Here is a 22,863-nt window from a genome sequence, read left to right on the forward strand (position 1 = left end):
TGACCCAGCCCCGTGATCCGGGCCGTTCATTCGGAGAGTCTGTTCGCCTTTCTTTCTGTTGGTTGGTTTGAGGTCAAGGCCCGGCGAGCGGAGCCACCGCGACGCTCAAGCGAGCCGGGCCGGTGTCTGCGGTGCTGAGCGGCATAGGTCAACGGAGCAAGTCCGCCGAGTGCGGTGTGCGGCCGTGTCGTGTTGTAATCGATCCGCCAGGCTTCGATGATGCGCCGGGCGTCACCGAGACTGTCGAAGAGATGCTCGTTCAGGCACTCGTCGCGCAGCCGGCCGTTGAAGCTTTCGACGAAGGCATTCTGTGTCGGCTTTCCCGGCGCGATGTAATGCCACTCGATGCCGACCTCGCGGACCCATTTCAGGATCGCATGACTGGTGAGCTCAGTGCCATTGTCGGAGACGATCATCTTCGGAGCGCCCCGCTGGGCGATGAGGCGGGACAGCTCCCTCGCGACCCGCACGCCGGACAAGGAGACATCGACGACCACAGCCAGGGCTTCCCGGGAGAAGTCGTCGACAACACAGAGCGTGCGGAACCGGCGGCCATCGCTGAGGGCATCCGACACGAAGTCCAGGCTCCATCGCTCATTCGCCTGTTCCGGCAGGAGCATGGGCGAACGCGTGCCTGTCGCCCGCTTTCGCCCGCGTCGTCGTTTCACGGCCAACCCCTCCTCGGCATAGATGCGGTAGATCTTCTTGTGATTGGCACTGAGGCCCTCGCGGTCCAGCAGGATGCCGAGCCTGCGATAGCCGAACCGGCGGCGTTCACCAGCCAGCTCCCGTAGCCTCTGGCGCAGCTTCTCGTCACCGCCATCGCGTTTCTCATACTGGAAGGTGGACCGATCGAGATCGGCCAGCAGGCAGGCCCGACGCTCCGACAGGCCATGCGTTTCCATCACGTGGTGCACGGCCTTCCGCTTCGCATCGGGCGTCAGAAGTTTTTTGTCGCCAGGTCCTTCAGGGCGGCATTGTCCAGCATGGCATCGGCCAGGAGGCGCTTCAGCTTCGAGTTCTCCTCCTCCAGCGTCTTCAACCGCCGGGCGTCCGACACCGTCATGCCGCCGAACTTCGCCTTGTACTTGTAGAAGGTCGCATCCGAGATGCCGTACTTGCGGCAGATATCGGCCGTCTTCACACCAGCTTCGTGCTCCCGGATCATCCCAATGATCTGTTCTTCGGAAAATCGTGATTTGCGCATCTGTCATCCTCTTCGTGTCGAGGACTCTGCAAATTCATGGCCGGAAATTACGGGGCTGGGTCACATTCCATAATCATTCCATAATCATTTCAACCTCGACCGCCACTTCAACCGAGGACAGATATTCAAATCTCAACGTGATGCCGCCCTTGCTGAATGGCGTTAGCTTATGGCTGCCTAAACCAGCCTATTCGTCGGCTATCAGAGGCGAGTTTGCATGTCTGACAACATCCTTCTCACCCTTTTCACAACACCATCACGAATAGGTCGTCTTCAGCTTCTCTTCCAAGCGATGCTTTATTACCTGAAGCTGGCCGATCTTTTCGTCGACATCCTTGAGCTTGTCGCGAAACATCTGGGCAGCCTTCTCGCGCGACAGCCGCTCGTCCATGAACAGGGTCAGATAATGCTCGATCTCCGAGAGGGAGAAGCCCAGCGACTTTCCGACAACGACCCACTTTAGCCGTTCAAGATCGCGTTCGGAGAAATCTTGATAGACCCGTGTACCGGCCTGTTTGGGTGTCGGCCTCAAAAGGTCAAGGTCGACGTAGTGTCTGACAGCTTCTTTCGTAACGCCCGCCCGCTTAGAGACTTCTCCGATCAGCATTTCTTGTCCTGTAACGCTTGACTGTGGGGTTAACCCCATAGGCTAGAGCACGAATCCCTCCTCTTGACGAGGGACAAGCGAAACCTTTGGGAAGGAAGTCCGGAATGGCACTCAAAATAATAATCGGCGTGATCGGAACGCTCGCGATGCTCGCGGGGCTGATCTGGTTTGCAAATCTTGGCGGAATTAAAGAGCGCATCTTCGTCAATCAAATCGTAAAGATGCGTGTCTCGCCCGAGCGTCTGACGAATCCAAAGACACCGCAAGACTACGGGATGGCGTTCACTGAGACTGACATAATGACGCCGGACGGTGTACGCTTAAGCGCCTGGGAAATTCCCGCCCCCGATGGCTCGGATAAAACGATCATCATGAACCACGCTCTCGGCACTACTCGGTATGGTGCGGTCGAGGGACTCGATGGCGTGTCCGTAGAGCATCTCCCAATGGTGAAACACCTTCATGACGCCGGCTACAATGTCGTCATGTACGATCATCGAGGCCAGGGCGAAAGCGACGGCGGCACAGGAAAGACGAGAATCGGAACCGAAGCCCCCGTGGGTGTCGGCGCAACTGAATGGCAGGATGTGATCGGATCGCTTGAGTATGTCCAAAACCATCCGCAATTTCGCGACGATCAGATTGCATTCCTCAGTCAGTGCATGGGCGCAAGCGCCACCTTCAAGGCCTGGTCGCAAAAACCTAAAACCTTCTCCGATCCAAAGATCCGCTCGGTCGTCGCCATACAGCCGCCCATCGCCTACAAGATGAATGAACGCTTCATCATCGCCAAGGCCGGAATGGACCTCGTCGATGAAGTGCTCGACGCGCAGATCGAAAATTATGGCTTCGGCTTTGCGGATAATCTCAACGATATAAAGAGCCTCACAGTGCCAGTTCTGTTCCTACAGTCTGAGGCTGATCAATACACATTCGACGACGAAACCGGCACCAATGATGTCCAGATGATCTTTGATGCTGCCCCCACCGAAAAAGAGTTAATCTGGGTTCGAGAGACCGGCGATAAACCGCACGGCACGGGCCAGCGCTTCGATGGTTATGGCTACTTCAACAAATACCCCGAAGAACTCGTCGATTTCTTCGATCGGCATTTTGAATAATTCATAAAAGCCAAGCTTCGCTATGCATCGGTCCTGATCGCAGCTCTTTTTCAAGCCACAGGAACCTCGAATCGAAACCGGTAGAATAACGGCCGCACAATGCCGGTGCTATGTCGAACAATCGACACCACCCAAGCTTGATCGATCCGCTAGTTTCCTTCGTCAAAGCGTTCAATTTAAAGTAGAGCCTCAACAAAATCAAACGAGAAACTTCATTGGTAATAAGTGAGAACTTACAACAGATCGAGGCGGCCTGCCGGCCGCCTCCTTTGCATTCGTAAGACTGCCTCAACAGCAGGTCACCCCCACGCCAATTTGCCCTTGTAGCCAGAGTGAGCACAAGCCAGCTTTCGGGTCAGCCTGGGAGCGAAACAGAAGGTATTGTCAGAAGAACTTCGCTTGAACGGCGGTTGCCGCCCGCCCTATTCTTTGCGACATGACCAAATCTCCATTCCGCTACTTCAAGACGTCGCCGGTAATCATACGCCTCGCCGTAATGATGAATGTCCGCTTCCCGCTATCGCTCCGCAATGTAGAAGACCTCCTACATGAACGCGGGATCGAGGTAAGCCATGAGACGGTGCGATATTGGTGGAACCGATTTGGGCCGCTGTTCGCAGGCGAGATTCGAATGCGCAGATCTCAGCAACTTCGCCAAATCGCACAATGGCGATGGCACCTCGACGAAGTCTATGTGAAGATTAATGGCAAGACGCATTACCTATGGCGCGCCGTCACGAAGGTGAAGTGCTCGAGAGCTACGTTACGAACACTCGAGATAAATCAGCGGCTTTGCGTTTCCTAAAGAAAGCCAAGAAGCGGTACGGCACGCCGCATGAAGTGGTGACTGACCGACTTCGTTCTTATGGTGCAGCCATGAAAGAAATCGGCAACATCGACCGTCAGGAGGTCGGTCGACATCTCAACAATCGGGCTGAGAATAGTCACCTGCCCTTCCGGCGACGGGAGCGAGCGATGTCGCGATTTCGAAGGATGGGCAATCTACAAAAGTTCGCCTCAACCCACGCCTCGTTTCACAATCACTTCAATTTGGATCGCCATCGCAACTCAAGATCCCGCTTCAAGCTGAACCGTGACGCCGCCCTCCTCGAATGGCGCCTGCTTCTGGCGACCTAACCGCGTTTGCTTCCCCGAAAACAGAGACGAGTTTGCATTAGTCTGACAACACCGCCAGGCTTTATTTGTTTCAGTGACCCTCTCGAAGCCGCGCGTCTCGCGTGGGGCTCGACATTGCTGGTCAGCAAAAACGAATAAAGTTCAGTCAGGTTCTCGAACCCAATGAAATCACTAGCTGTAGAGGTATTTTGCTCCGCGGCCTGATAGGCTGGGTCGAAAATTCGCTCTGGCAAAACATCGGGAGAATTCGGCATCATATGCGCCGATATTTCGCTGGATTTGCCCGTTGACGTTGACGCGTGCCCACCGTATCAACCCGCCTTCCGAAGCCGGATTGCCCAGGTGGCGGAATTGGTAGACGCGCACGGTTCAGGTCCGTGTGTCTCACGACGTGGAGGTTCGAGTCCTCTCCTGGGCACCATCGGAATTCGGAAAAATCTTTCAATTTCAATGGTCTTAGCCTTGGCTGACAGCATCTCGAGTACAAATCGAGGTACAAAAGCCAAACCATGCGTGTAGTCTTGAAACACCTGAAGCTGCTTCCCAACGGCAAATATCAATATCGAAGGATCTGGCCTCAGGACGTGCGTGACGCACTGCCCGACCTGCCACGCGAACTTAAAAAGTCGTTCCTCGCCCCGGGCGGACAGGATGAAGCTATCCTGACAGCTGTTACACTGAACCGTGAGTTTGATCGTACGCTAAGATCGATCCGCGAGAATGGCGGCGAAGCGCCTGCGTGGGAAACTGCTGCTAAAGTTCGTAAGTGGCACGCTGAGAATAGTGTGGAGCTCGCGTCAGTGTTGCTCGAGCGGCTCGGCTTCGACAATCACGGCAACCCAGTCACAATCGAAGAAACAGCTGGTAGTATGGAGATCGATCGCATTCTGGAAGCAGCTGAAAAGCGATACGGTTCGTCGCTTGAGGGTGGCCCTGCCAAGCTAAGCTTGGAGGATCGTATGAAGATCGAAGCGATCAACAAAGGCTCTGTGTCCGCTACGGCAATTACAGTTCAGGAGGCCTTCGAGCTCTACACTCAGAAGAAGAAAGCTGGTCGTGTAGACAGACAGGCACAGAACGCCCTTCGGCAGTTCATGGAGTTTCATGGCAATATGTCCGTGTCGGACATCCGCAGCCCCTTGGTCATGGATTGGCTCGACCATCTGGTGGACAATCGCAAACAAGGCTACGAGACCGTCAAGAAACGCCTTGGCGCCATGAAGGCGATGGTCAACTTCGCAAAGAAGCGTGGCGCTTTCGTGGGCGACAATCCGTTCGTGGGTCATCAGCCACCGGACCATGCCAAAGCAACTCTTGATCGGTTGCCTTTTCACGAGGTCCATCTCGCGGCGCTTGATAAGTACCTGGCGCGGGGTTCAGTGCTTGAGGAAACAGCGTGGGTTGTTCAGCTCCTGAAGTACACTGGCTGTAGACCAAGTGAGATCGGAGGTCTCATGGCAGAGGACCTGTCATTAGATGGCGACCTCCCCTTTGCTCTGGTTCGATGGAGCGAGGATAGACGTCTGAAGACTAACGATAGCGAACGTCGAGTGCCATTGCTCGCCGGAGCTCTTGAGGCGGCGCGTGCGGCCAAAGCTCGAACACCTGAGGGCTGGCTCTTCCCTTCGTTGGCTCCATCTTCGGGGGACCTGAATGACAACAACAGGATATCTGCGCGCATAAATGCGGTCATCCGGAATGCGGGTATTTTCGATACGCCACAGTTAGTCTGTTATAGCTTCAGACACACAATGGCCGCTGCGTTAGATCAAACTCCCGATATCGCTCACGTTGTCAGAGAGCGGGTCTTGGGGCGACGACGCGCTCAGTATGGTGCGAAGGAGCAGCCATTGGTGGAGAGCCATAACGCGCTGAGTGGTGCGTTGGCGTATCTCGGCAAGTCAGACGCGGTTTTGTACAAGCCTGAGATGTTGAAGGTTTCGAGATCTGATAAGGGATAAATCGGCTGCAAGCGGAACAGATATAAACGCAGCAATTACAAAGCCTTATCAAAACCCCGCGTATTAGGGATAAAGAAGCTACTCTGGGCGCTCTCAGAGTAGCTCTTGAGACATCAACCTGCCTTCATCCTTAGCATTATTCCTATGGGTAACTGATAGGGTTCATTGCTCCACAGCGGCTTAGGGAACATTGGAAGTGCCTTGAGGCCCTCCAAGGGTTTGACCCTGATTGTTCTGTAAGCGCTCACCGGGCATTCGAGTAATCCTCTCGACTACTCTTTGCTCGACTGGCGCTGTCTAGCGCTTGGTGCAGGCTCCCTGTGGAGCCGACATTCATTCTCAATCCAAGTTTGCACACTGCTCAGAAGGATCTCTGTAAGCGCGCTGGCAGCAGCGTCCCCCTTCAGGGCATTGCGATCAGTCAGACCAAGTCTCACGTGCTTGGGTGCCGTTCTGATTGCGACGTAAAGCGATGTTCGAAGATCTCCCATGAAGAAGAAGCACGTGAACGAACTGGGAACAAGTTCCGCTAGTAGCTCTGACCTAGAAAGCTGTGGATGCCAGGGCAAATCGAAATCTGGCACAAAATTCTCAGGGGTATTAATCGCAGCAACTCGCCTCAGTTTACCCCCTCGGGGGGGGCTGCTTGCCCTGTAGCCAATGCAATCTCCGGCGGCAGACTTTCCTCGCCTTCACGTCCTCGAGTGAAAGCCAGGCAATCAAAAGTTGCCGTATATGGAGGAGTCCTGAGTAGGGCATCGTATTCGGAGATCGCGCCAAGCAATGTGATTGACGAGTTTTACGATCCGTCGGATGGATCGGACCGCGACGCTGCGTATAGATGAGCTCTGTAGTAAATAGAACAGAGGGAACGCCGACATGAAGAGCTCTAGTGTGCTTGTAGGCGCAATCGCATTCTTCTCAACCCAGTCGCTCGCGGTTGCAGAACAGGTCTTCTACTGCATCCCCGACGAAGTTTCTTACTTGGGGCTTGTGGATGGAGAGTTTGCATCGGATGCAAGGCGGACCAGCGAGCTTGAGCGCCGTTTCACAGTTGCGTTCGTCGAAAGCTCGGATGAACCAAGCCTTGTTGCCGCCAAATTGAGCACGCGCAGCGACGAATTGCCTTGCTATCTAGATATGACTGAAAGCGGCGATCTCCGCCGACAGCTCGCCGAGAAGGGCAATCCACTTGAGGTGTCTGATCACATAGACTGCCAGACCTTGGGTGCCGGTTTCGCCTTCAACACAGAGAACAATACGTTCATCTATCGCGGCGAGCGATTGGGCTTGGTTACGCACCCCTACACCGCAACGTCGTCAACCTTCACGAAGGATCAGTGGGAGAACTCAATCGGCTACACAGGGTCTTTCATGGCGGTAGGCAGCTGCGAGACATTCTAGAGCAGCCCCGCTTTCGAGTGTCTCCCTGTGACCCTCTATCGTTTTTCCAAAACTAGTGGACAAGATGGCATCCGTTGCCCCGGCGCATTCACCCAACGTTGAACTCATGCGCTATCCAGCATTAGCGTACCGATTGACGACTCATTCTTGGCACGCGAGGCCCCATGGCAATCAAGAAGACAGACATCTACCGCTCCCTCTGGGACAGCTGTGACCAGCTCCGGGGCGGCATGGATGCCTCCCTCTACAAGGACTACATCCTAACCCTCCTCTTCGTGAAATATGTCTCTGACCGGGCAGGCCAGGCGGACTCGCTTATCCACGTCCCTGAGGGCTGCACCTTCGACGACATGCGCAAGCTGCGTGGTCGCAAGAGCATTGGCGAAGAGATCGACAAGATCATCGCCCAGATCGCCGAAGCAAATGACCTGAGCGGCGTCATCGATCGCGCCTTCTTCAATGATACTGAAAAGTTCGGCAAGGGCGAGAAGATGGTGCGCACACTTACCGCGCTTATCAACATCTTCAGCCGCCAAGAGCTCGACTTTAGCCGCAACCGCGCGGGCGGCGATGACATCCTGGGCGACGCCTACGAATACCTCATGCGGAACTTTGCGACGGAGTCCGGCAAGAGCAAAGGCCAGTTCTACACGCCTGCAGAGGTCTCCCGCGTAGTAGCTTCCGTCGCAGGAGTAGAGCGGGCAGAACGCGTCAGCCAATCCGTCTATGATCCAACCTGTGGCTCTGGTTCACTCCTGCTGAAAGCAGCAGATCAGGCTCCTGTGTCGCTAACGGTGTTCGGTCAGGAGAAGGACATCACGACGCGCGGCCTCGCCGTTATGAACATGATCCTCCACGGCAAGGAGACAGCAGACATCCGCCAGGGGGACACGCTCTCGGATCCGGAATTCACCAATACGGACGGCAGCCTGCAGACCTTTGACTTTGTCGTCGCCAATCCGCCTTTCTCGGACAAGGCCTGGGGCGACGGCATGAATGCAGAGGCCGATCGCTTCGATCGCTTCGCCGATGGTGTGCCGCCCGCCAAGAATGGTGACTTCGCTTATCTCCTGCATATCCTCGCCTCGATGAAGGCGACAGGCTCCGGCGCGGTCATCCTGCCTCATGGCGTGCTCTTCAGGGGCAACAAGGAGGCTGAGCTTCGCGAAAAGGTGCTGAAGCGCGGCTACATCAAGGCCATCATCGGCCTGCCCGCCAACCTTTTCTACGGCACAGGCATCCCGGCGTCCGTCGTCGTTCTGGACAAGTCGGCAGCCACAGCCGAGCGCCCTATCTTCATGATTGATGCCTCGCGGGGGTTCATCAAGGACGGCAACAAGAACCGCCTGCGGGAACGTGACATCCACAAGATTACCGACGCCTTCGCGCGCCAGGCCGAGATTCCCAGCTATTCGCGGCTCGTCCCTTTCGACGAGATCCAGCGCAACGACTTCAATCTCAACCTCCCGCGTTACATCGATGGCTCGGAGCCGGAAGACCTTCAGGACATCGAAGCCCACCTCAAGGGCGGCGTGCCGAACCGCGACATTGACCTGTTGCAGGACTTCTGGACCGTCATGCCTGGTATACGCGTGACGCTCTTCGGGCCGAACGAGAGGCCGGGCTACTCGGACCCTCTGGTCGAGCCGGAAGACGTCCGCGCGGCGATCCGCAATCACGCAGACTTTGTGGCCTATCGCGACCGGGTTCGCGCCATCCTTCAGGGCTGGATCGACGCCAATCGGCTACTTATGCAGGCCTTTGGTCAAGGTGCGAAGCCCTCAGAGTTCATCCACACGATCGCCGAGGACATGCTGGCCCGCTTCGCCGAAGCTCCGCTCATTGATCAGTATGAAGCCTATCAGCGGCTGATGTCCTACTGGCAGGAGACCATGCAGGATGACGCCTTCATCATCGCCGATGCGGGCTGGGAAGCGGCGAAGGAGCTTCGGGAGGCGCGCAAGGAAGTCGACGGCAACAAAACGAAGTGGTTGGAAGAGGCCGACCTTACCGTCAACAAGGTGCGCCTGGTCGCGGATGTCATCCCGCCAACCTTGATCGTCGCCCGCTTCTTTCCGGAATTGCATAAGGCCTTGGACGAGGCTCAGATGAAGGCCGATGCGATTGCGGCGGAGATCGACGAGCTCGTGGAAGAACATGGCGGCGACGAGGGGCTGCTCTCAGATGCGCTTTCGGATGCCGGTAAGCTCACAAAAGGCACACTCAAGGACCGCATTGGATCGGGCAAAGCTGACGCCGGAGAATTGGCAATGCTCAAGCAGGCTAAGAAACTGATGGACGCTGATACGGCAGCGAAGAAGGCGGTGAAAGTGGCCGATGAGGCTCTGACCGAGGCCACTTTAAAGAAATATCCTAAGCTGACAGAGGATGAGATCCGCGCGCTGGTTATGGAAGACAAGTGGTTGTCAGATATTGCCAAACTCGTTGAGGCCGAAATCGAGGCTCGAACAAAGCAGCTAACGGCCAGGGTGCGAGTGTTGACGGAACGGTATGGGCAAACGTTGCCGGAGTTAGCTGAAAGACTGTCGAAATTCACATGTAAGGTGGAGAAGCACCTCGCATCTATGGGCTTTGCACAATGAACGATGCGGTTAATAGCCCAAGTTTTGTACGAGCTGGAGAGGGCAGCGAACCTTGGGTCGAGGTCTCGCTCGGCGACCTTGCAGATCTAAAGAATGGGTATGCCTTTGCTAGCTCTACCTACAATGTCCTGGGCCAATATCGAATTGTGACTATCGCGAACGTTCAGCAGGGGCGAATGGACTTGAGGCAATGCAGTCGTATCGTTTCTGCTCCGAAAGATTTGCAAAGTCATCAGCTCCTTTCCCATGGGGACATACTGATCTCCATGACAGGAAACGTTGGTCGCGTTTGTCTTGTCAACGAGGACAATTGCTTACTAAATCAGAGAGTCGGAAAGCTTTCTCCGAGACGCGTCTCCCGGAGTTTCCTATTTCAACTTCTTCTGCAGCCGACCTTCGTTGAAGCCATGGCGGGAAAAGCGACCGGAGGTGCGCAGGGGAACCTCGGAAAGGACGATATATTAGATCATCCGTTCTATGTCCCGACCTGCCGGTCGGAGCAGGAAGCCATCGCCGAGGTGCTCTCGGATGCGGATGCGCTGATCGAGGGGCTGGATCGGCTGATCGCCAAGAAGCGGCTCATCAAGCAGGGCGCGATGCAGGACCTCCTGACCGCCAAGCGCCGCCTCCCGGGGTTCTCGGGAGAGTGGGGAGAGCGTCGGCTTAGAACACTATGCAAGGTTAGCCGCGGAGCCTCACCCCGACCAATCGCCAGTGCCAGATGGTTTGATAATTCCTCGTCAACCGGATGGGTTCGGATCTCAGATCTTCCTCAATCCGGGCGTTTCCTCACACAAACAACTCAGCGTCTCTCTCAAGACGGTATTGACCGGAGCAGGCGCGTTCCGATCGGCAGTCTGATAATGAGCATCGCGGCGACCGTCGGAAAACCTGCGATCACTACTATCGACACGTGCATACACGACGGATTTGTCGTGTTCTCGGATCTCAAGGTCGATCAGCTGTTTCTTTATTATCTTCTCAAAACAATGGAACCTGAGTGGTCTCAGCACGGCCAAACAGGCTCACAAATGAATATCAACACGGCGATCATTGAAGCAGCAGAGGTCTTCGTACCCGAAACCATCGAGGAACAAGCAGCTATTTCCTGTGTCTTCGCTGATATGGACACCGAAATCCAAGCCCTCGAAACTCGCCTCGACAAGGCGCGGCAGGTGAAGGAAGGCATGATGCAGAACCTTCTGACCGGACGGATCAGGCTGGTCTGAGGCTATGACACGCAGAGACCACCCAGACCGCGGGGCCAGAGCATGAGCACAATCGGCGAAGCAGAGCGCAAGGCGCAAAACCGCACCATAGATCTTCTCTGCGGCGGAAAATCTGGCTCAGTGGGCGGTCTCGGCTGGCGCTATCTCGGCGACTGGCAGAAGCAAGACGGCAACGCCAACATCGAAGAAGGTCTGCTTCGTCCCTGGCTTCTGTCTCGAGGCTATGCGCGGGATCTTGTCGCTCAGGCAATCAACCTCCTGAAGCGTGAGGCGCGCCTTGAGGGCGACAAGCTCTATGAGGCCAACAAAGCCTTCTACGAAGCCCTGCGCTACGGCATTTCGGTCTCGCCGGGACCGGGTGAAGCCCCAGTGACCGTGACGTTCGTCGATTGGTCAAATCCAGCCGTAAACGATCTCGGCGTCGCGGAGGAAGTCTCAATCAACGGCAAGTCCTCCAAGGCCTACAACAAGCGCCCGGATCTCGTCCTCTATGTGAACGGCATCGCGTTTGGCGTCATCGAACTCAAGAAGTCGACCCAGAGCGTCGGCAAGGGCATTCGCCAGACGCTAGACAATCAGCGCGCGGAGTTCATTCGTCACTTCTTCACGACCGTTCAGCTGACCCTCGCAGGCAATGACAGCGAGGGACTGCGCTACGGGGCGATCGACACGCCGCAATCCTACTGGCTCGCCTGGAAGGAAGAAAGCGAGATCGCCGAACGCCTGGACCGCGATGTCACACAGATGCTGGCGCCCGCTCGCTTCCTGGAGCTTATCCACGACTTCACGCTCTTCGATGCGGGCACCAAGAAGATCGCACGGCCCAACCAATACTTCGCCGTGAAGGCTGCCCAGGCGCGCATAAGGGAGCGCTCTAGCGGTATCATCTGGCAGACCCAGGGGTCAGGCAAGAGCCTCATCATGGTCATGCTGGCGCGCTGGATCCGGGAAGCCTATCCGGATGGGCGGGTCCTCGTCATCACGGACCGCAAGGAGCTTGACCGCCAAATCGTGGAAGACGTCTTCGGGGGCACGGGTGACAAGGTCCGACAAGCCAAGAGCGGCGCCGATCTCATGGCGGCCCTCGCCAACCCCGCAGACCGTGTTGTGAGCTCCCTTGTTCACAAGTTCGGCAAGAGTGAGGAAGAGGAGATGCAGGCGCTCGTCTCCAAGATCCAGAGTTCAGGCATTGGCGTGCCGCAAGGCGAATTTTTCGTCTTCGTCGACGAATGCCACAGGACGCAATCGGGCAAGCTTGCAAAGGCCATGCGGTCCATCCTACCGGATGCGATGTTTATCGGCTTCACAGGCACGCCGCTCCTGCGCTCAGACAAGCAGACCTCGCTTGAAGTGTTTGGCCCCTATATCGGCAAGCCCTATCGCTTTGACCAGGCTGTGGAAGATGAGGTGGTTCTAGACCTGCGCTATGAGGCTCGCGACATCGATCAACGCATCAGCGCGCCGGGCAAAATTGACGAATGGTTCGAGGCGAAGACCAAGGGGCTTACGCCCGTCGCAAAGGCTTCCTTGCGCCAGCGCTGGGGAACGCTGCAGCGCGTGCTCTCAAGTCGTGACCGGCTGGACCAGATCGCAAGCGACATCATCTTCGATATGGAGACCAAGTCCCGCCTTGAGTCCGGGCGCGGCAACGCAATGCTAGTGGCCGGTTCGATCCCTGAGGCCTGCAAGTTCCTGGAGATTTTCAAGAAGTCCGGCTCGATGCTGGCGAACAAGTGCGCCATCGTGACTTCCTACAAGCGCACGGCAGGCGAACTGACAGGCGAGGAAACAGGACTCGGTGAGACTGAGCGCCAATACGTCTACCGGGTCTACGATGATCTTCTCGGCGACGAAGACGAAGAAGAGTATGAGAAGGAAGCGCTCCGTAAGTTCCGCAGGGAGCCGGGACAGATGAAGCTTCTGATTGTGGTGAGCCGCTTGCTTACCGGGTTTGATGCGCCCACCGCGACCTATATCTACATCGACAAGCAGATGCGCGATCACGGCCTCTTCCAGGCCATCTGCCGAGTGAACCGTCTCGATACGGACGACAAACAGTATGGCTACATCGTCGACTACAAGGACCTCTTCAAGAGCATCGAAAACGCGGTCGAGGATTACACATCGGAAGCGTTCGACGGCTTTGACGCGGAAGATGTCGAGGGCCTGATCTCTGATCGTGCAGAGCGTGCGGATGAGGACCTCGAAGTCGCGCGGGAAGCCTGGCTTGCTCTGATGCAACGCGTGGCGCCGCCCGCTGGAGACACCGAGATCTACTCGTACTTCTCGACACTCGACGGTGTTGAAGGCGACGTGTCTCAGGACGACAAAGCCCGGCGCCGAGAAACGCTCTACAATCTTGCCGGGCGCTATGCGCGTGCCTATGGCGCAGTGGCTGAAGACCCGGATGCGTCAGAACTTCCGGGCACCTTTCTCGAAACGTGCCGTCAGGAGGTTGAACGGGCTATCGCCATTCGGGACGCTGTCCGCCTGCATAGTGGGGACGCCGTCGACATGAAGCTCTATGAGCCCGCCATGCGGCATCTCATCGACAACTACATCAAGGCAGACGCTCCAGAGGTTATCTCTCACCTTGACGATGTCAGCCTCATTGATCTGGTCGAGGCCAAGGGCTCTGACCTGGATAAGGGCCTGCCGGATGAGCTTATACGAAATCGCGAAAACTCAGCCGAAGCGATAGCCAATAATGTCCGCCGTCTGATCATCGAGGAAATGCCGGTCAATCCGCGTTTCTATGAGAACATGTCGGAGCTCTTGACAGATCTCGTACAACGGCGGCGCGAAGATGCCATTGAATATGCAGAGTACCTCAAGGAAATCGCCGAGCTTGTCCGACAGGCGCGCGCAGGGCATGGCCGCTCCTATCCTTCCTCCATGGATACGCCGGGGCGAAAGGCGCTCTATGATAATCTCGGCAGTGATGAAGAGTTGGCCAGACGGGCAGACGAGGCGATCAGGTCAAGTGCAGAAGCTGGTTGGCGCGACCATATGATGAAGCAGCGCCGCATCCTGCAAAGTCTCAAGCCGGTACTTGGTGATGCCGCAGATCCTGAGAACATCCTTGAGATTGCGAGAGCCAATGGCGAGTACTGACGCTAGCACCATCCTTGAAGTTGCAGGCCTGCCGATCGAAGTCGTCCGCAAGCCCATCAAAAACCTTCACATCGGCGTCTACCCACCGGAAGGTCATGTGAGGGTGGCGGCGCCTGGCTTCATCGCCGAAGAGGCCATCAGACTCTCCGTCCTGAACCGCCTCCACTGGATCAGGCGTATGCAGCGAGACTTCCGGCAGCAGGCAAGAGAGACGGAACGGCACTACGTTTCCGGCGAGACACATTATCTCTTCGGTGCGCCATTGAAACTTCAAGTCAGGCCGAAAGGGCGGCGAGTAAACGTCTCGCAAACCTCGCCAGATCGATTGACCCTGGAAGTCAGCAACAGCGCAATGCGCGAAGACCGAGCAAGGGCGCTGCAAGTCTTCTACAGAGCGAGGCTGAAAGCTTACGCAGAGCCGAAACTCGAGGACTGGGCTAAACGCCTGGGCGTTGAAGTACCAAGATTTGGCATTCGCCGAATGAAGACGATGTGGGGGAGCTGCAATCCAGACAACGGCCTAGTCTGGCTGAACCTCGAACTTGCTAAGAAGCCGAAGCCCTGCATTGACTATGTGATCCTCCACGAGATGGCGCACTTCCTCTCGCCAACGCATGATGAGCGCTTCGTCGCGCTTCTGGATCACCACATGCCAAACTGGCGCCAGCGCCGGGCGGAGCTCAATGCGCTCCCCCTAGCCTTTGAAGACGAGCTCGAAACCCACAGATCTGCCTGATTGAGATCATTGTGAGGATAACGGCTTCAAGATAAGCACTGTCGAGTTCCCCGGGCACCGGCCCAGTTCCTTCGCAATCCAATCTTTGATCACCCCTCGGGAGATACGTGTTTGAATATCACGAAGCACGAAGCGACTGTCTTCATCGTCTCTACAGCCTCAGGCCCAGATGCGGCGTGGGCGCTATGCTGGCGCCGCCACCACAGGGAGGACAAAACTAATAGGGCATTGATTAGCGAGGCCACTGGTCCAAGAGCTGCCCTCTTGGCTCTTTGTGATGTCCTCGAAAAAGTTGAGGACCCAGCGACTCTGCATGTGATTTCCGATCAGGACTACATCGTCAAATCTATCATGAGCGACTTGCCGGTCTGGGTCTCCAAGGGCTTCAAGACAGCGAAAGGAAAAGAGGTTAGCAATGCCGACCTCTGGCAGAGGATCTATGCGCGGCTTTCTGTGCATACAGTCGACGCTAAACACCCATCTGGAGATGCCGAACGAGAGGAGCTGGCGAGGTTGAAGGCAGTCACCAAGAAGCTTCTTCAGGCGCAGAAATTGGCGTCACACACATAGCGATGACAGAGGCGAGAAAGCCCTTCAACGACAAGCCGATCAACTGGAACAGAGTACCCGCTTCAGACAGGATGCGCTGCCTGGTGTCCGAGGCGACTAAAGATGCCGACGATGCTCGACGTGAGCGGTCCACACAAAGTGGGAAGCAGGCAAGAGCGTTACGGCCCGCCTTTCGAGATCCATTCGAGGCTGCAGTCTCGATGCTGGTCTGCAATTGCACTCAAGAATACCTGCTTGGCGGCGGATTTGGGGTCTATCTCTCTTTGGACGTCGCGCTTCTCGGGCGCCAGGACTTATTAAAGCCGTTGGCAGAGAGTTCTGGATTGCCAAAGCGCGTCAAAGAACTGGAATCGAAGGGATGGCTCAACGTCGAATGGGGCCGCCGATCGGCAAGCCAAGGGCGCCGTCAGACGGTTCTACGCGCCGGGGAAATGCTGCAGCGGCGGATCGCTCTTTGGAGCGTCGAGGATACTGATGTTGTCGAGCGACTGCTTCGTTCGCCGGTCATTGCTCAAGGCCGCTCCCATGATGCTGCTTCGTTCAACTCGCCTCGAGTTACTCATGTGCAGGCCGAGATGGTCGACATCAATAAGCGGTTGATTAATGCTGATATCCGATGGACGTCCCCCCTTGATGGCGTCGACCTTTCACAGCGTACGTTACACCGAAGCTTTCGAGACGAAGCTTGCACGCTGGGCGGGCGTATGGCTGGTGGCTTCTGGTTTCAGATGAGCAAACAAAGCCGCTTTGACTATCTTTGCCTTCAGGGGGAACGCCCTGTAGAGCTCGACTACTCTGGTATTATGCTGCGCATCGCCTACGCACTTGAAAAGACCGCTCCGCCGCGCTCAGACGTTTATGCCATTCCCGGTTTAGAGGCGGCGCAAAGAGACGACGTGAAGAAGCTCGTCAATGCCATGATCTGGGACGAGAAGCCGCGCACAAGGCTTCCACGAGGCACAGCGCCTGCCTTCAGACCTATGACCGGACGATTTGCCTCTGCATTGGTCTTGGACCATCATCAAGCCGTACAGCCCTGGTTGCAGTGTGGTCGAGGCCTAGAGCTTCAACGTTATGAGAGTGACATCATAAGCCGCGCCACAAGGTTAGCGCTGGAGAGCGGCTTCGTGGCGTTACCAGTTCATGATGCACTCTACGTTCCCTACTCCAAAACGAAGTTGGCAGAGGAGATCATGAGAACAGCCTTCAAAGACATTTGCGGGGGTGAGGCCATGGTTGTGATGACTGGTGGGGCTGAAGCGGTTCGTGGTGAGATGTCTGCAGGCGGTGATCTCTTCGAGGATGCATAGGAATAATGTTAAGCTCCTTGGCCTGCCCAACAAAGGCAACAGCGATCTCTTCACGCCTTGCCGCTTATTCTGCTCGGCGTCGATACATCCAACCTTGCTCCCCGTGAGATCCTTGCATCGGCTGGACGCTGTAGGTCTTGGTGTAGAGCCGCATCATGGCAGCCCGCCGTCTGTTGAACGCCAAATCAGCGAAGGACTCATCTGGGGAGTTGAAAGCATGTTCATACTCTAGCGGGAACGCTTTGAGGACGATCAACGCGAAGTCAGGACAGAAGGCGCCTACCAATGAGTTCACGGCATCCGAGCTCCGGCCAGCCAAGGACGAGATGGGTTTCATCCAGACCCGACGGATCTCAACGATATCACCATAGGCGCCGACCTCTTCTCCAATGTCGCCGAACTCAGCTTCCAATGCGCAAGCAAGATCGCTTTCCTCCTGCTCATCCATATCCATTACGTAGAGCACTTCTTCGGCGTCCATAAACGCGGGTATACTGTAGCGCATGAGCTGAACGCCGCCGACTATGTCAGAGCCCAAGAAGATCCAGGCGTCACAGACCTGCCGCCGGATAACCGACATTAACTCGTCCAAAGGAACGTCATAGAGCCCAACCGGCTCGGGTGCGCTCAAGCTGTACTCAATGCGAAGATCTGGACCGAGTTGGATCGTCGGAAGACGAGCAGCTCTTGCATGGTCTTCAGCACGGAAGGGAGACGGCACTTTAGTCTGGCGCCGCAAGCGTTTTGTTGTCATGAGACTCTCGGAGTGGAGATGAGGTGGAAAGGAAAGTATCTGCTGTTTGGCAGGACGGTATGAACGCGCGTTGGAGTCGCTGGTTCCGCGTAACTGAAAGTCGGCATGAGCGGTACAAAGCGGCGGCAAGGTTCGAGTACAAAAAACTCCATATTGCGGTTTGTACCCCTGCTTGACCGCTTCTGTAACCTCTTGTATAGAAACGGAATAATTCAATCACTCAGATGCCCTCCAGTCCTCTCCTGGCACCATCGGAAAATTTCTAAAATCAATGTATGGCTTTCTCTCCAATACCTTGGGGGCTGGCCAGCACTTGCGGCCGCAGGCCCGTTGGGGCTGCGGTGATCGGTGGTGCGACGGCTGCTGCCACCTGCGTTCTTTTTGACGGGCTCCGGATGAGGGTCAGGTGTCTAGGGTGAGACTTAAGCAGTGAGCGCGCCTGTATATGTGCGGGGCTATGGATGCCTGCCTGTGCAGGTATCTTTGGCACGGAGGCGCATGTCACTAAGGCGGTACGAGTTCGAAGGGTGCGGCAAGTGTGTGTCCCGAGGCGTCATACATTGCCTGCGGGACCCGTAGCGGGGGTGCTTTGAATTCGGCGTCTCTTATGCCTTGCCAAGGGCCTGAAGCATCGAGCGGCAGTCTGTCCCACGGTTGGCGGGGCGCAAAAGCGGTCCAGTCGTTCGGATCTGGCTGGTCCCCGAAAGCCTGCAGCGTGATATAGATACGGCCCTTTCTGCAGACCGAGTAGCCGACAAGACCAGAACGATTTTCGGCACGTCTCGCTATGAGGTAGCGGTCCAGCCAGTAGAGTTCCCAGAGGAATATAGGCCAGTACCAGAGCTCCAGCTCTGCCAACACATCAAGGATCCAGTCGCGGGCGATCATGGAAGCCAACGTAATCGGGCCACGAACGTGTCGGAAACTCTGGTGCAGGAATGGTGTTTGTGCCGGTGTAGTGACGGTGTTTTTTGGAGGTCTGTCCTCGGAATCTGCTCAGGCAGCCTCCTCGCAGTCCCGGTCAGTGGAACGCTGGGCTGATTCCTCGAGTATGCCCTGCCGGTCCCAGTCGCCTTCGGGACGTATCAGGATGAAGGGATCGCTTCCGGATGTGATCGGGTTCGGATGGCGTGGAACGGGAATGTCGATCTCAAGATACTCGAAGTCCGAGAAGCTGAAGCTTTCCCTGCCATCCTGAAGCTCGCAGTGGAGCACGCGCGACCAGAGTGGCCAGAGGCGTGCCTGTATCTGACCGATCATCAGGCGGTAGCCTTTGCGTGATGCAATCTCGATCGCGTGGGCGAGCAGAATACGTTCAATGTGGCGGCCTCGCATTGAAGGCAGAATACAGACGCGTTCGATCTTTCCGAACTCAGCAAACCATCTGAGGCGAAGTGTGCCGACAGGCTCCCTGCCCATGAAGGCAATGAGATGAAGCGCGGCAAGATCATTGCCGTCATATTCTTCATCATAGGGGCAGCGCTGCTCTGCCATGAAGACGGCGGCGCGGATGGCAAAGACACGCTGGAGGTCATCCAGTGACTGTACGGGGCGCACACGCAGCGCGCGAAAACTGTCTGGCGAGGGCGCGCGGCGCAGTGCCTTGCAGCCTATGGCCGGGTAAGAAAGCGGATAGGACATCAGGTGGCGCTCACAGGATCAGAAACGAAAAGGTCTCTTAGTCCGCCAGATACGCGACGGTAGCCCAGCGTCAGCATGGATCGTGCGCCATCTTCGGTTGCGCCGCGGGCATAAGTGGGAACAGGCGCAAAGGCGTTGAGACGCAGATCTCCCGCTGCCATGAGCACTGATTTTCGCGCCTCCCGCGTGGCGCCAGCATAGATGCCACAATAGACCCCAAAGATCGGTGTATCAGCCGGCGCGATATGCCGAATGGCCGGGTCTGCAGGGTTGAAGCTACCATTCTCGACAGCGGCCCTCCCCTCTTCAGTTACCGGAACCAAGAGGAAGATGCCTGCTATCGGATTACCCGTGTTCCAGACAGTCATCTGCGTGATTGCGTCAATGGTTGCGACGACTTCCGGCCGAGCGAGGGCGCCGCCGATGAGAGTTTCGCCGAGCGTTAAAGTCTCGATGATTTCGCTAGGCTCAGCGCGGCGGATGGCGTACTTTCTCATGATCCCAGCGACGTGGCCGGGTGATGTGCTGCAGTATGGCCGGGCGGTTTGAGATACAACTGTGCGGTGAATGGTCATGAAAAACTCCCTTTACGCGAGATTCTTCGGATTTCGCGCAAGGGTTGTCAAGTTGTGTGATTTACTTTTTTCGAATTCGCGGTCAGGGCATTGCTGTCACCCTGGTCCGGAAGGCTTCTGAATGAAAAAGACATCCCTCGACTGGGACAAGCTGCGCGTTTTTGGCGTCGTCGCTGAACTGAAAAGCCTGACCGCAGCAGGCAAACGGCTCGGAGAGTCCACGCCAACTGTCAGTCGTAAAATAGACGAGCTTGAGAAAATGCTCGGGTGCGACTTGTTTAATCGCACCACGAAGGGCGTGGAGCTGACGGAGGCCGGCCGGGAAGTCCAGAGACGAACCCGCACCATGTCTGACAGCGCCAACGACATCGTCAACACGGTCAGCGACTTTGATCTGGAGGGAAGCGGAAGCCTTCGTTTTTCAGGACAGGATGGCGTGGCGTCGCATTGGCTTGCCCGCCTCATCCCGCAATTCCAGGAAGAAAGACCGGGGGTAGATCTCGACTTCCAGATCGCCGATCGTGAAGCAGATCTCGCAGGAGGCGATGCGGATCTGAGCATCACGTTCAATGAGCCGCGCCTGAGGGATATTCTCTCAATCCGGCTTGGCGTGCTTCACTACATGTTTTTCACGACGAAAGACTATCTTGCGGGGCGTACGGCGCCGGCAAGCCTTTATGACCTGATTGGTCACGATGTGCTGATGCACGACGCCTATTCCTACCAGATCGAGAGCTGGTCGAGCCGGGCAGTCGATCTGAAGAAAGCAATCCGATTCAAACTGACGACGAATTCAGGAACTGTCCTGCGCGAAGTTTGCGCGAATGGCGGCGGGATCGCCGTCATGCCATCCTATGTGGTGGAACTTGATCCGCGTCTGATCGCGCTGGAGCTGCCGGAAGTTGCACCGATCCAGTTCTGGCTGACCTATACGCCCCGGATCCAGCGCCTTTCACGGGGACGCCAGTTTATCGACTGGACGAGAAAGCAATTCTCCAGCGAGAAATCGCCCTGGTTTCAGGACACGTTCGTGCATCCTAACCAGTTCGATAAGTACGCGGAGCGAGGAAAATAGGCCTCTATACTTTAGAACGTCTTTAGAATGGTGATGATGGCCTCAAGTTTTTTGGGGTCATCGATGGTTCGGGTCACGCGGCTAACCTCCGAGCGCATACGATCAATCTCACTGTCACCGCCGTCCGTGCCGCCGAGCAAAACTTCGTCCGGGAAGAGATGGTCGATTGGTACCGCCAGAAGGTTGGCGATGGCTGCAAGCGTACCTGCACTGATGCGGTTGGTGCCGTTCTCATACTTGTGAACCTGTTGGTATGACAGGCCAAGCTGCTTGGCGAGATCGTCGAGGGTCATACCCACACGGCGGCGCGCCTGCCTTACGAGTTGTCCAATTCCGCGATCAGCGTCACTTACCTTGCGCGGCGAAGCAGTCAAAACAGTACTCATTGGAACCCCTCGTGAATTGCAACTCTAACTGACATATTCCGATCTACATTATCGCCTAGCTTTACCCGTTACATCAATTGGGGCGTTCATAAAGAAAATGAAACACAAATACATCTTCGAGTTTAGAGAAAGTTTTCAATAATATAAAATTGAAAAAAAAGGGCCGCCCTAAGGCAGCCCAGTTCAAGCAAGAAGGACGCCGGACCGCAAAACTTCAGGAGAACTTTTCTCCTGTCGCTGCAGCCGACGTCCCTTTGATAGCAAAGCCCAGCTGAACACCTTCGCATACGGCTCGTTGTGCCGTGTTCAGCTAGGCTGGCCGAGGTCAGCCGATATCCCAGTCCTTCAGGACTTCGTCGGTATGCGCGCCCGGGCTTGCCGGCGGACGCTGAATTTTGCCTGGCGTTCTGGAGAAGCGCGGCGCAGGAGCCGGTTGGGTCACACCTTCATAATTCACGAAGGTCTGGCGTTCCTTGTTATGCGGATGTTCAGGCGCCTCTGCCATGGACAGAACCGGCGCGAAGCAGACATCTGTGCCCTCCATGATCTCACACCACTCATCGCGGGTCTTCGTCTTGAAGACATCAATGATCTTTGCCTTAAGCTCCGGCCATTTGGAGCGGTCCATCTGGTGCTGGAAGTCAGGATCGGTGAGCCCGGCTTTCTCGAGCAGGAGCGCGTAGAATTGCGGTTCAATCGAGCCGATGGCGACGTAGCCGCCATCCTTGGTTTCATAGGTGTCGTAGAAGTGCGCGCCCCCATCAAGAAGATTGTTTTCGCGCTCATCGTTCCAGACGCCCATGGCGCGCATGCCGAAGAACATGGAGCTGAGAGAGGCTGCGCCATCGGTCATGGCAACGTCGATGACCTGGCCCTCTCCGCCGCCTCGAGCATTCAGAATTGCCGCAAGGAGGCCGAAAGCGAGATAGAGTGCGCCGCCGCCATAGTCGCCAATCAGATTGAGCGGCGGGTATGGGCGTTCATCCTTGCGGCCCATTGCGCCGAGAGCGCCAGTCAGGGCGATATAGTTGAGGTCGTGGCCGGCGGCCTGTGCCAGCGGGCCGAACTGGCCCCAACCGGTCATGCGGCCATAGGCAAGCTTTGGATTGCGGGCGAGAACGACGTCAGGGCCGAGGCCGAGGCGTTCCATGACACCTGGGCGGAAACCCTCGATCAGGCCATCTGCCTTCTCGATCAGCTTGAGTGCGGTTTCGACATCGTCGGGGTTCTTGAGGTCGAGCGCGATGGAGCGGCGCCCACGTGATTCGACATTGGCTGGGGTTGCGGCGCGGCCGCCCTTCCCTGCCCTGTCGATCCGCACAACATCGGCCCCCAGATCCGACAGGAGCATGCCGCAGAACGGCCCTGGCCCAATGCCCTGAAATTCAACAATCCTGACGCCTGTAAGTGGTCCGCTGGCCATTGCCTCGCTC

The 22,863-nt window shown here is 56.4% G+C and carries 18 protein-coding genes, 1 tRNA gene and 2 pseudogenes; 13 read left to right on the forward strand and 8 right to left on the reverse strand.

Annotated elements, in window-relative coordinates; all coding sequences use genetic code 11:
* Positions 1-26: 26 nt before the first annotated feature.
* Positions 27-1,207, reverse strand: a protein-coding gene (locus D1224_RS00400) for an IS3 family transposase (protein WP_119377970.1) whose coding sequence is annotated in 2 segments (ribosomal slippage) — positions 27-958 and positions 958-1,207 — 1,182 coding nt in all. Because the reading frame shifts where the segments join, the coding sequence is not laid out codon by codon here.
* 73 nt (positions 1,208-1,280) lie between these two features.
* Between D1224_RS00400 and D1224_RS16905 the strand changes: the two are divergent.
* Positions 1,281-1,373, forward strand: a pseudogene (locus D1224_RS16905) (IS6 family transposase); the annotation flags it as partial.
* A gap of 90 nt (positions 1,374-1,463) precedes the next feature.
* Here the strand turns inward: D1224_RS16905 and D1224_RS00410 are convergent.
* Positions 1,464-1,814 (reverse strand): MerR family DNA-binding protein, encoded by a 351-nt coding sequence (locus D1224_RS00410; protein ID WP_182482108.1) that lies wholly within the window; start codon positions 1,812-1,814, stop codon positions 1,464-1,466.
* A gap of 104 nt (positions 1,815-1,918) precedes the next feature.
* Here D1224_RS00410 and D1224_RS00415 point away from each other — a divergent pair, with 104 nt between their 5' ends.
* The 11 genes and pseudogenes from D1224_RS00415 to D1224_RS00465 all read left to right on the forward strand — a co-directional run bounded on the left by D1224_RS00415 (position 1,919) and on the right by D1224_RS00465 (position 16,999).
* Positions 1,919-2,935 carry an alpha/beta hydrolase gene (locus D1224_RS00415; protein ID WP_119377972.1) on the forward strand — a complete coding sequence of 339 codons (1,017 nt, stop codon included), beginning with the start codon at positions 1,919-1,921 and terminating at the stop codon, positions 2,933-2,935.
* Between the two features lie 436 nt (positions 2,936-3,371).
* A pseudogene (locus D1224_RS00420) lies at positions 3,372-4,072 on the forward strand (IS6 family transposase).
* A gap of 336 nt (positions 4,073-4,408) precedes the next feature.
* A tRNA-Leu gene (locus D1224_RS00425) sits at positions 4,409-4,493 on the forward strand.
* Between the two features lie 100 nt (positions 4,494-4,593).
* A complete protein-coding gene (locus tag D1224_RS00430; protein ID WP_182482109.1) occupies positions 4,594-6,033 on the forward strand; it encodes a tyrosine-type recombinase/integrase in 1,440 nt (479 codons plus the stop codon).
* An 879-nt stretch (positions 6,034-6,912) separates the two neighbouring features.
* Positions 6,913-7,437: a hypothetical protein gene (locus tag D1224_RS00435; RefSeq protein ID WP_147372295.1), complete on the forward strand. Its 525-nt coding sequence runs from the start codon at positions 6,913-6,915 to the stop codon at positions 7,435-7,437.
* 164 nt (positions 7,438-7,601) lie between these two features.
* Positions 7,602-10,040, forward strand: a complete 2,439-nt coding sequence (locus D1224_RS00440) for a type I restriction-modification system subunit M (protein WP_119377975.1) — start codon at positions 7,602-7,604, stop codon at positions 10,038-10,040.
* Positions 10,037-11,269 carry a restriction endonuclease subunit S gene (locus tag D1224_RS00445; protein ID WP_119377976.1) on the forward strand — a complete coding sequence of 411 codons (1,233 nt, stop codon included), beginning with the start codon at positions 10,037-10,039 and terminating at the stop codon, positions 11,267-11,269. The genes D1224_RS00440 and D1224_RS00445 overlap by 4 nt, the downstream gene beginning before the upstream one ends.
* Before the next feature lie 42 nt (positions 11,270-11,311).
* Complete coding sequence (locus D1224_RS00450; RefSeq protein WP_119377977.1) at positions 11,312-14,383, forward strand: type I restriction endonuclease subunit R; 3,072 nt, start codon at positions 11,312-11,314, stop codon at positions 14,381-14,383.
* Complete coding sequence (locus D1224_RS00455; RefSeq protein ID WP_119377978.1) at positions 14,370-15,119, forward strand: M48 family metallopeptidase; 750 nt, start codon at positions 14,370-14,372, stop codon at positions 15,117-15,119. Before D1224_RS00450 ends, D1224_RS00455 begins: the two co-directional genes overlap by 14 nt.
* 111 nt (positions 15,120-15,230) lie before the next feature.
* A complete protein-coding gene (locus D1224_RS00460; protein ID WP_182482110.1) occupies positions 15,231-15,689 on the forward strand; it encodes an RNase H family protein in 459 nt (152 codons plus the stop codon).
* A gap of 2 nt (positions 15,690-15,691) precedes the next feature.
* Positions 15,692-16,999: a hypothetical protein gene (locus D1224_RS00465; RefSeq protein WP_119377980.1), complete on the forward strand. Its 1,308-nt coding sequence runs from the start codon at positions 15,692-15,694 to the stop codon at positions 16,997-16,999.
* A 64-nt stretch (positions 17,000-17,063) separates the two neighbouring features.
* Here D1224_RS00465 and D1224_RS00470 read toward each other — a convergent pair whose 3' ends face one another.
* The 4 genes from D1224_RS00470 to D1224_RS00485 all read right to left on the reverse strand — a co-directional run bounded on the left by D1224_RS00470 (position 17,064) and on the right by D1224_RS00485 (position 19,891).
* On the reverse strand, positions 17,064-17,753 hold the full coding sequence (locus D1224_RS00470) for a hypothetical protein (RefSeq protein ID WP_119377981.1): 690 nt from the start codon (positions 17,751-17,753) through the stop codon (positions 17,064-17,066).
* 504 nt (positions 17,754-18,257) lie between these two features.
* The gene (locus D1224_RS16370) at positions 18,258-18,641 is read right to left on the reverse strand and encodes a hypothetical protein (protein ID WP_182482111.1); all 384 of its coding nucleotides are present in this window, start codon (positions 18,639-18,641) and stop codon (positions 18,258-18,260) included.
* Positions 18,642-18,749: 108 nt separating this feature from the next.
* Positions 18,750-19,394 carry a GNAT family N-acetyltransferase gene (locus D1224_RS00480; RefSeq protein WP_119377982.1) on the reverse strand — a complete coding sequence of 215 codons (645 nt, stop codon included), beginning with the start codon at positions 19,392-19,394 and terminating at the stop codon, positions 18,750-18,752.
* Positions 19,394-19,891, reverse strand: a complete 498-nt coding sequence (locus D1224_RS00485; RefSeq protein ID WP_119377983.1) for a hypothetical protein — start codon at positions 19,889-19,891, stop codon at positions 19,394-19,396. The genes D1224_RS00480 and D1224_RS00485 overlap by 1 nt, the downstream gene beginning before the upstream one ends.
* 199 nt (positions 19,892-20,090) lie before the next feature.
* Between D1224_RS00485 and D1224_RS00490 the strand changes: the two genes are divergently transcribed.
* The gene (locus D1224_RS00490; protein WP_119377984.1) at positions 20,091-21,044 is read left to right on the forward strand and encodes a LysR family transcriptional regulator; all 954 of its coding nucleotides are present in this window, start codon (positions 20,091-20,093) and stop codon (positions 21,042-21,044) included.
* An 11-nt stretch (positions 21,045-21,055) separates the two neighbouring features.
* On the opposite strand, the gene D1224_RS00495 is transcribed toward D1224_RS00490, so the two are convergent.
* Entirely contained in the window at positions 21,056-21,430 is a 375-nt protein-coding gene (locus tag D1224_RS00495) for a helix-turn-helix domain-containing protein (RefSeq protein WP_119377985.1), read from the reverse strand.
* 325 nt (positions 21,431-21,755) lie between these two features.
* On the reverse strand, positions 21,756-22,853 hold the full coding sequence (locus D1224_RS00500) for a CaiB/BaiF CoA transferase family protein (protein WP_119377986.1): 1,098 nt from the start codon (positions 22,851-22,853) through the stop codon (positions 21,756-21,758).
* Between the last annotated feature and the right edge of the window lie 10 nt (positions 22,854-22,863).

The sequence above is a fragment of the Henriciella barbarensis genome (assembly GCF_003576345.1).
GTDB lineage: Bacteria > Pseudomonadota > Alphaproteobacteria > Caulobacterales > Hyphomonadaceae > Henriciella > Henriciella barbarensis.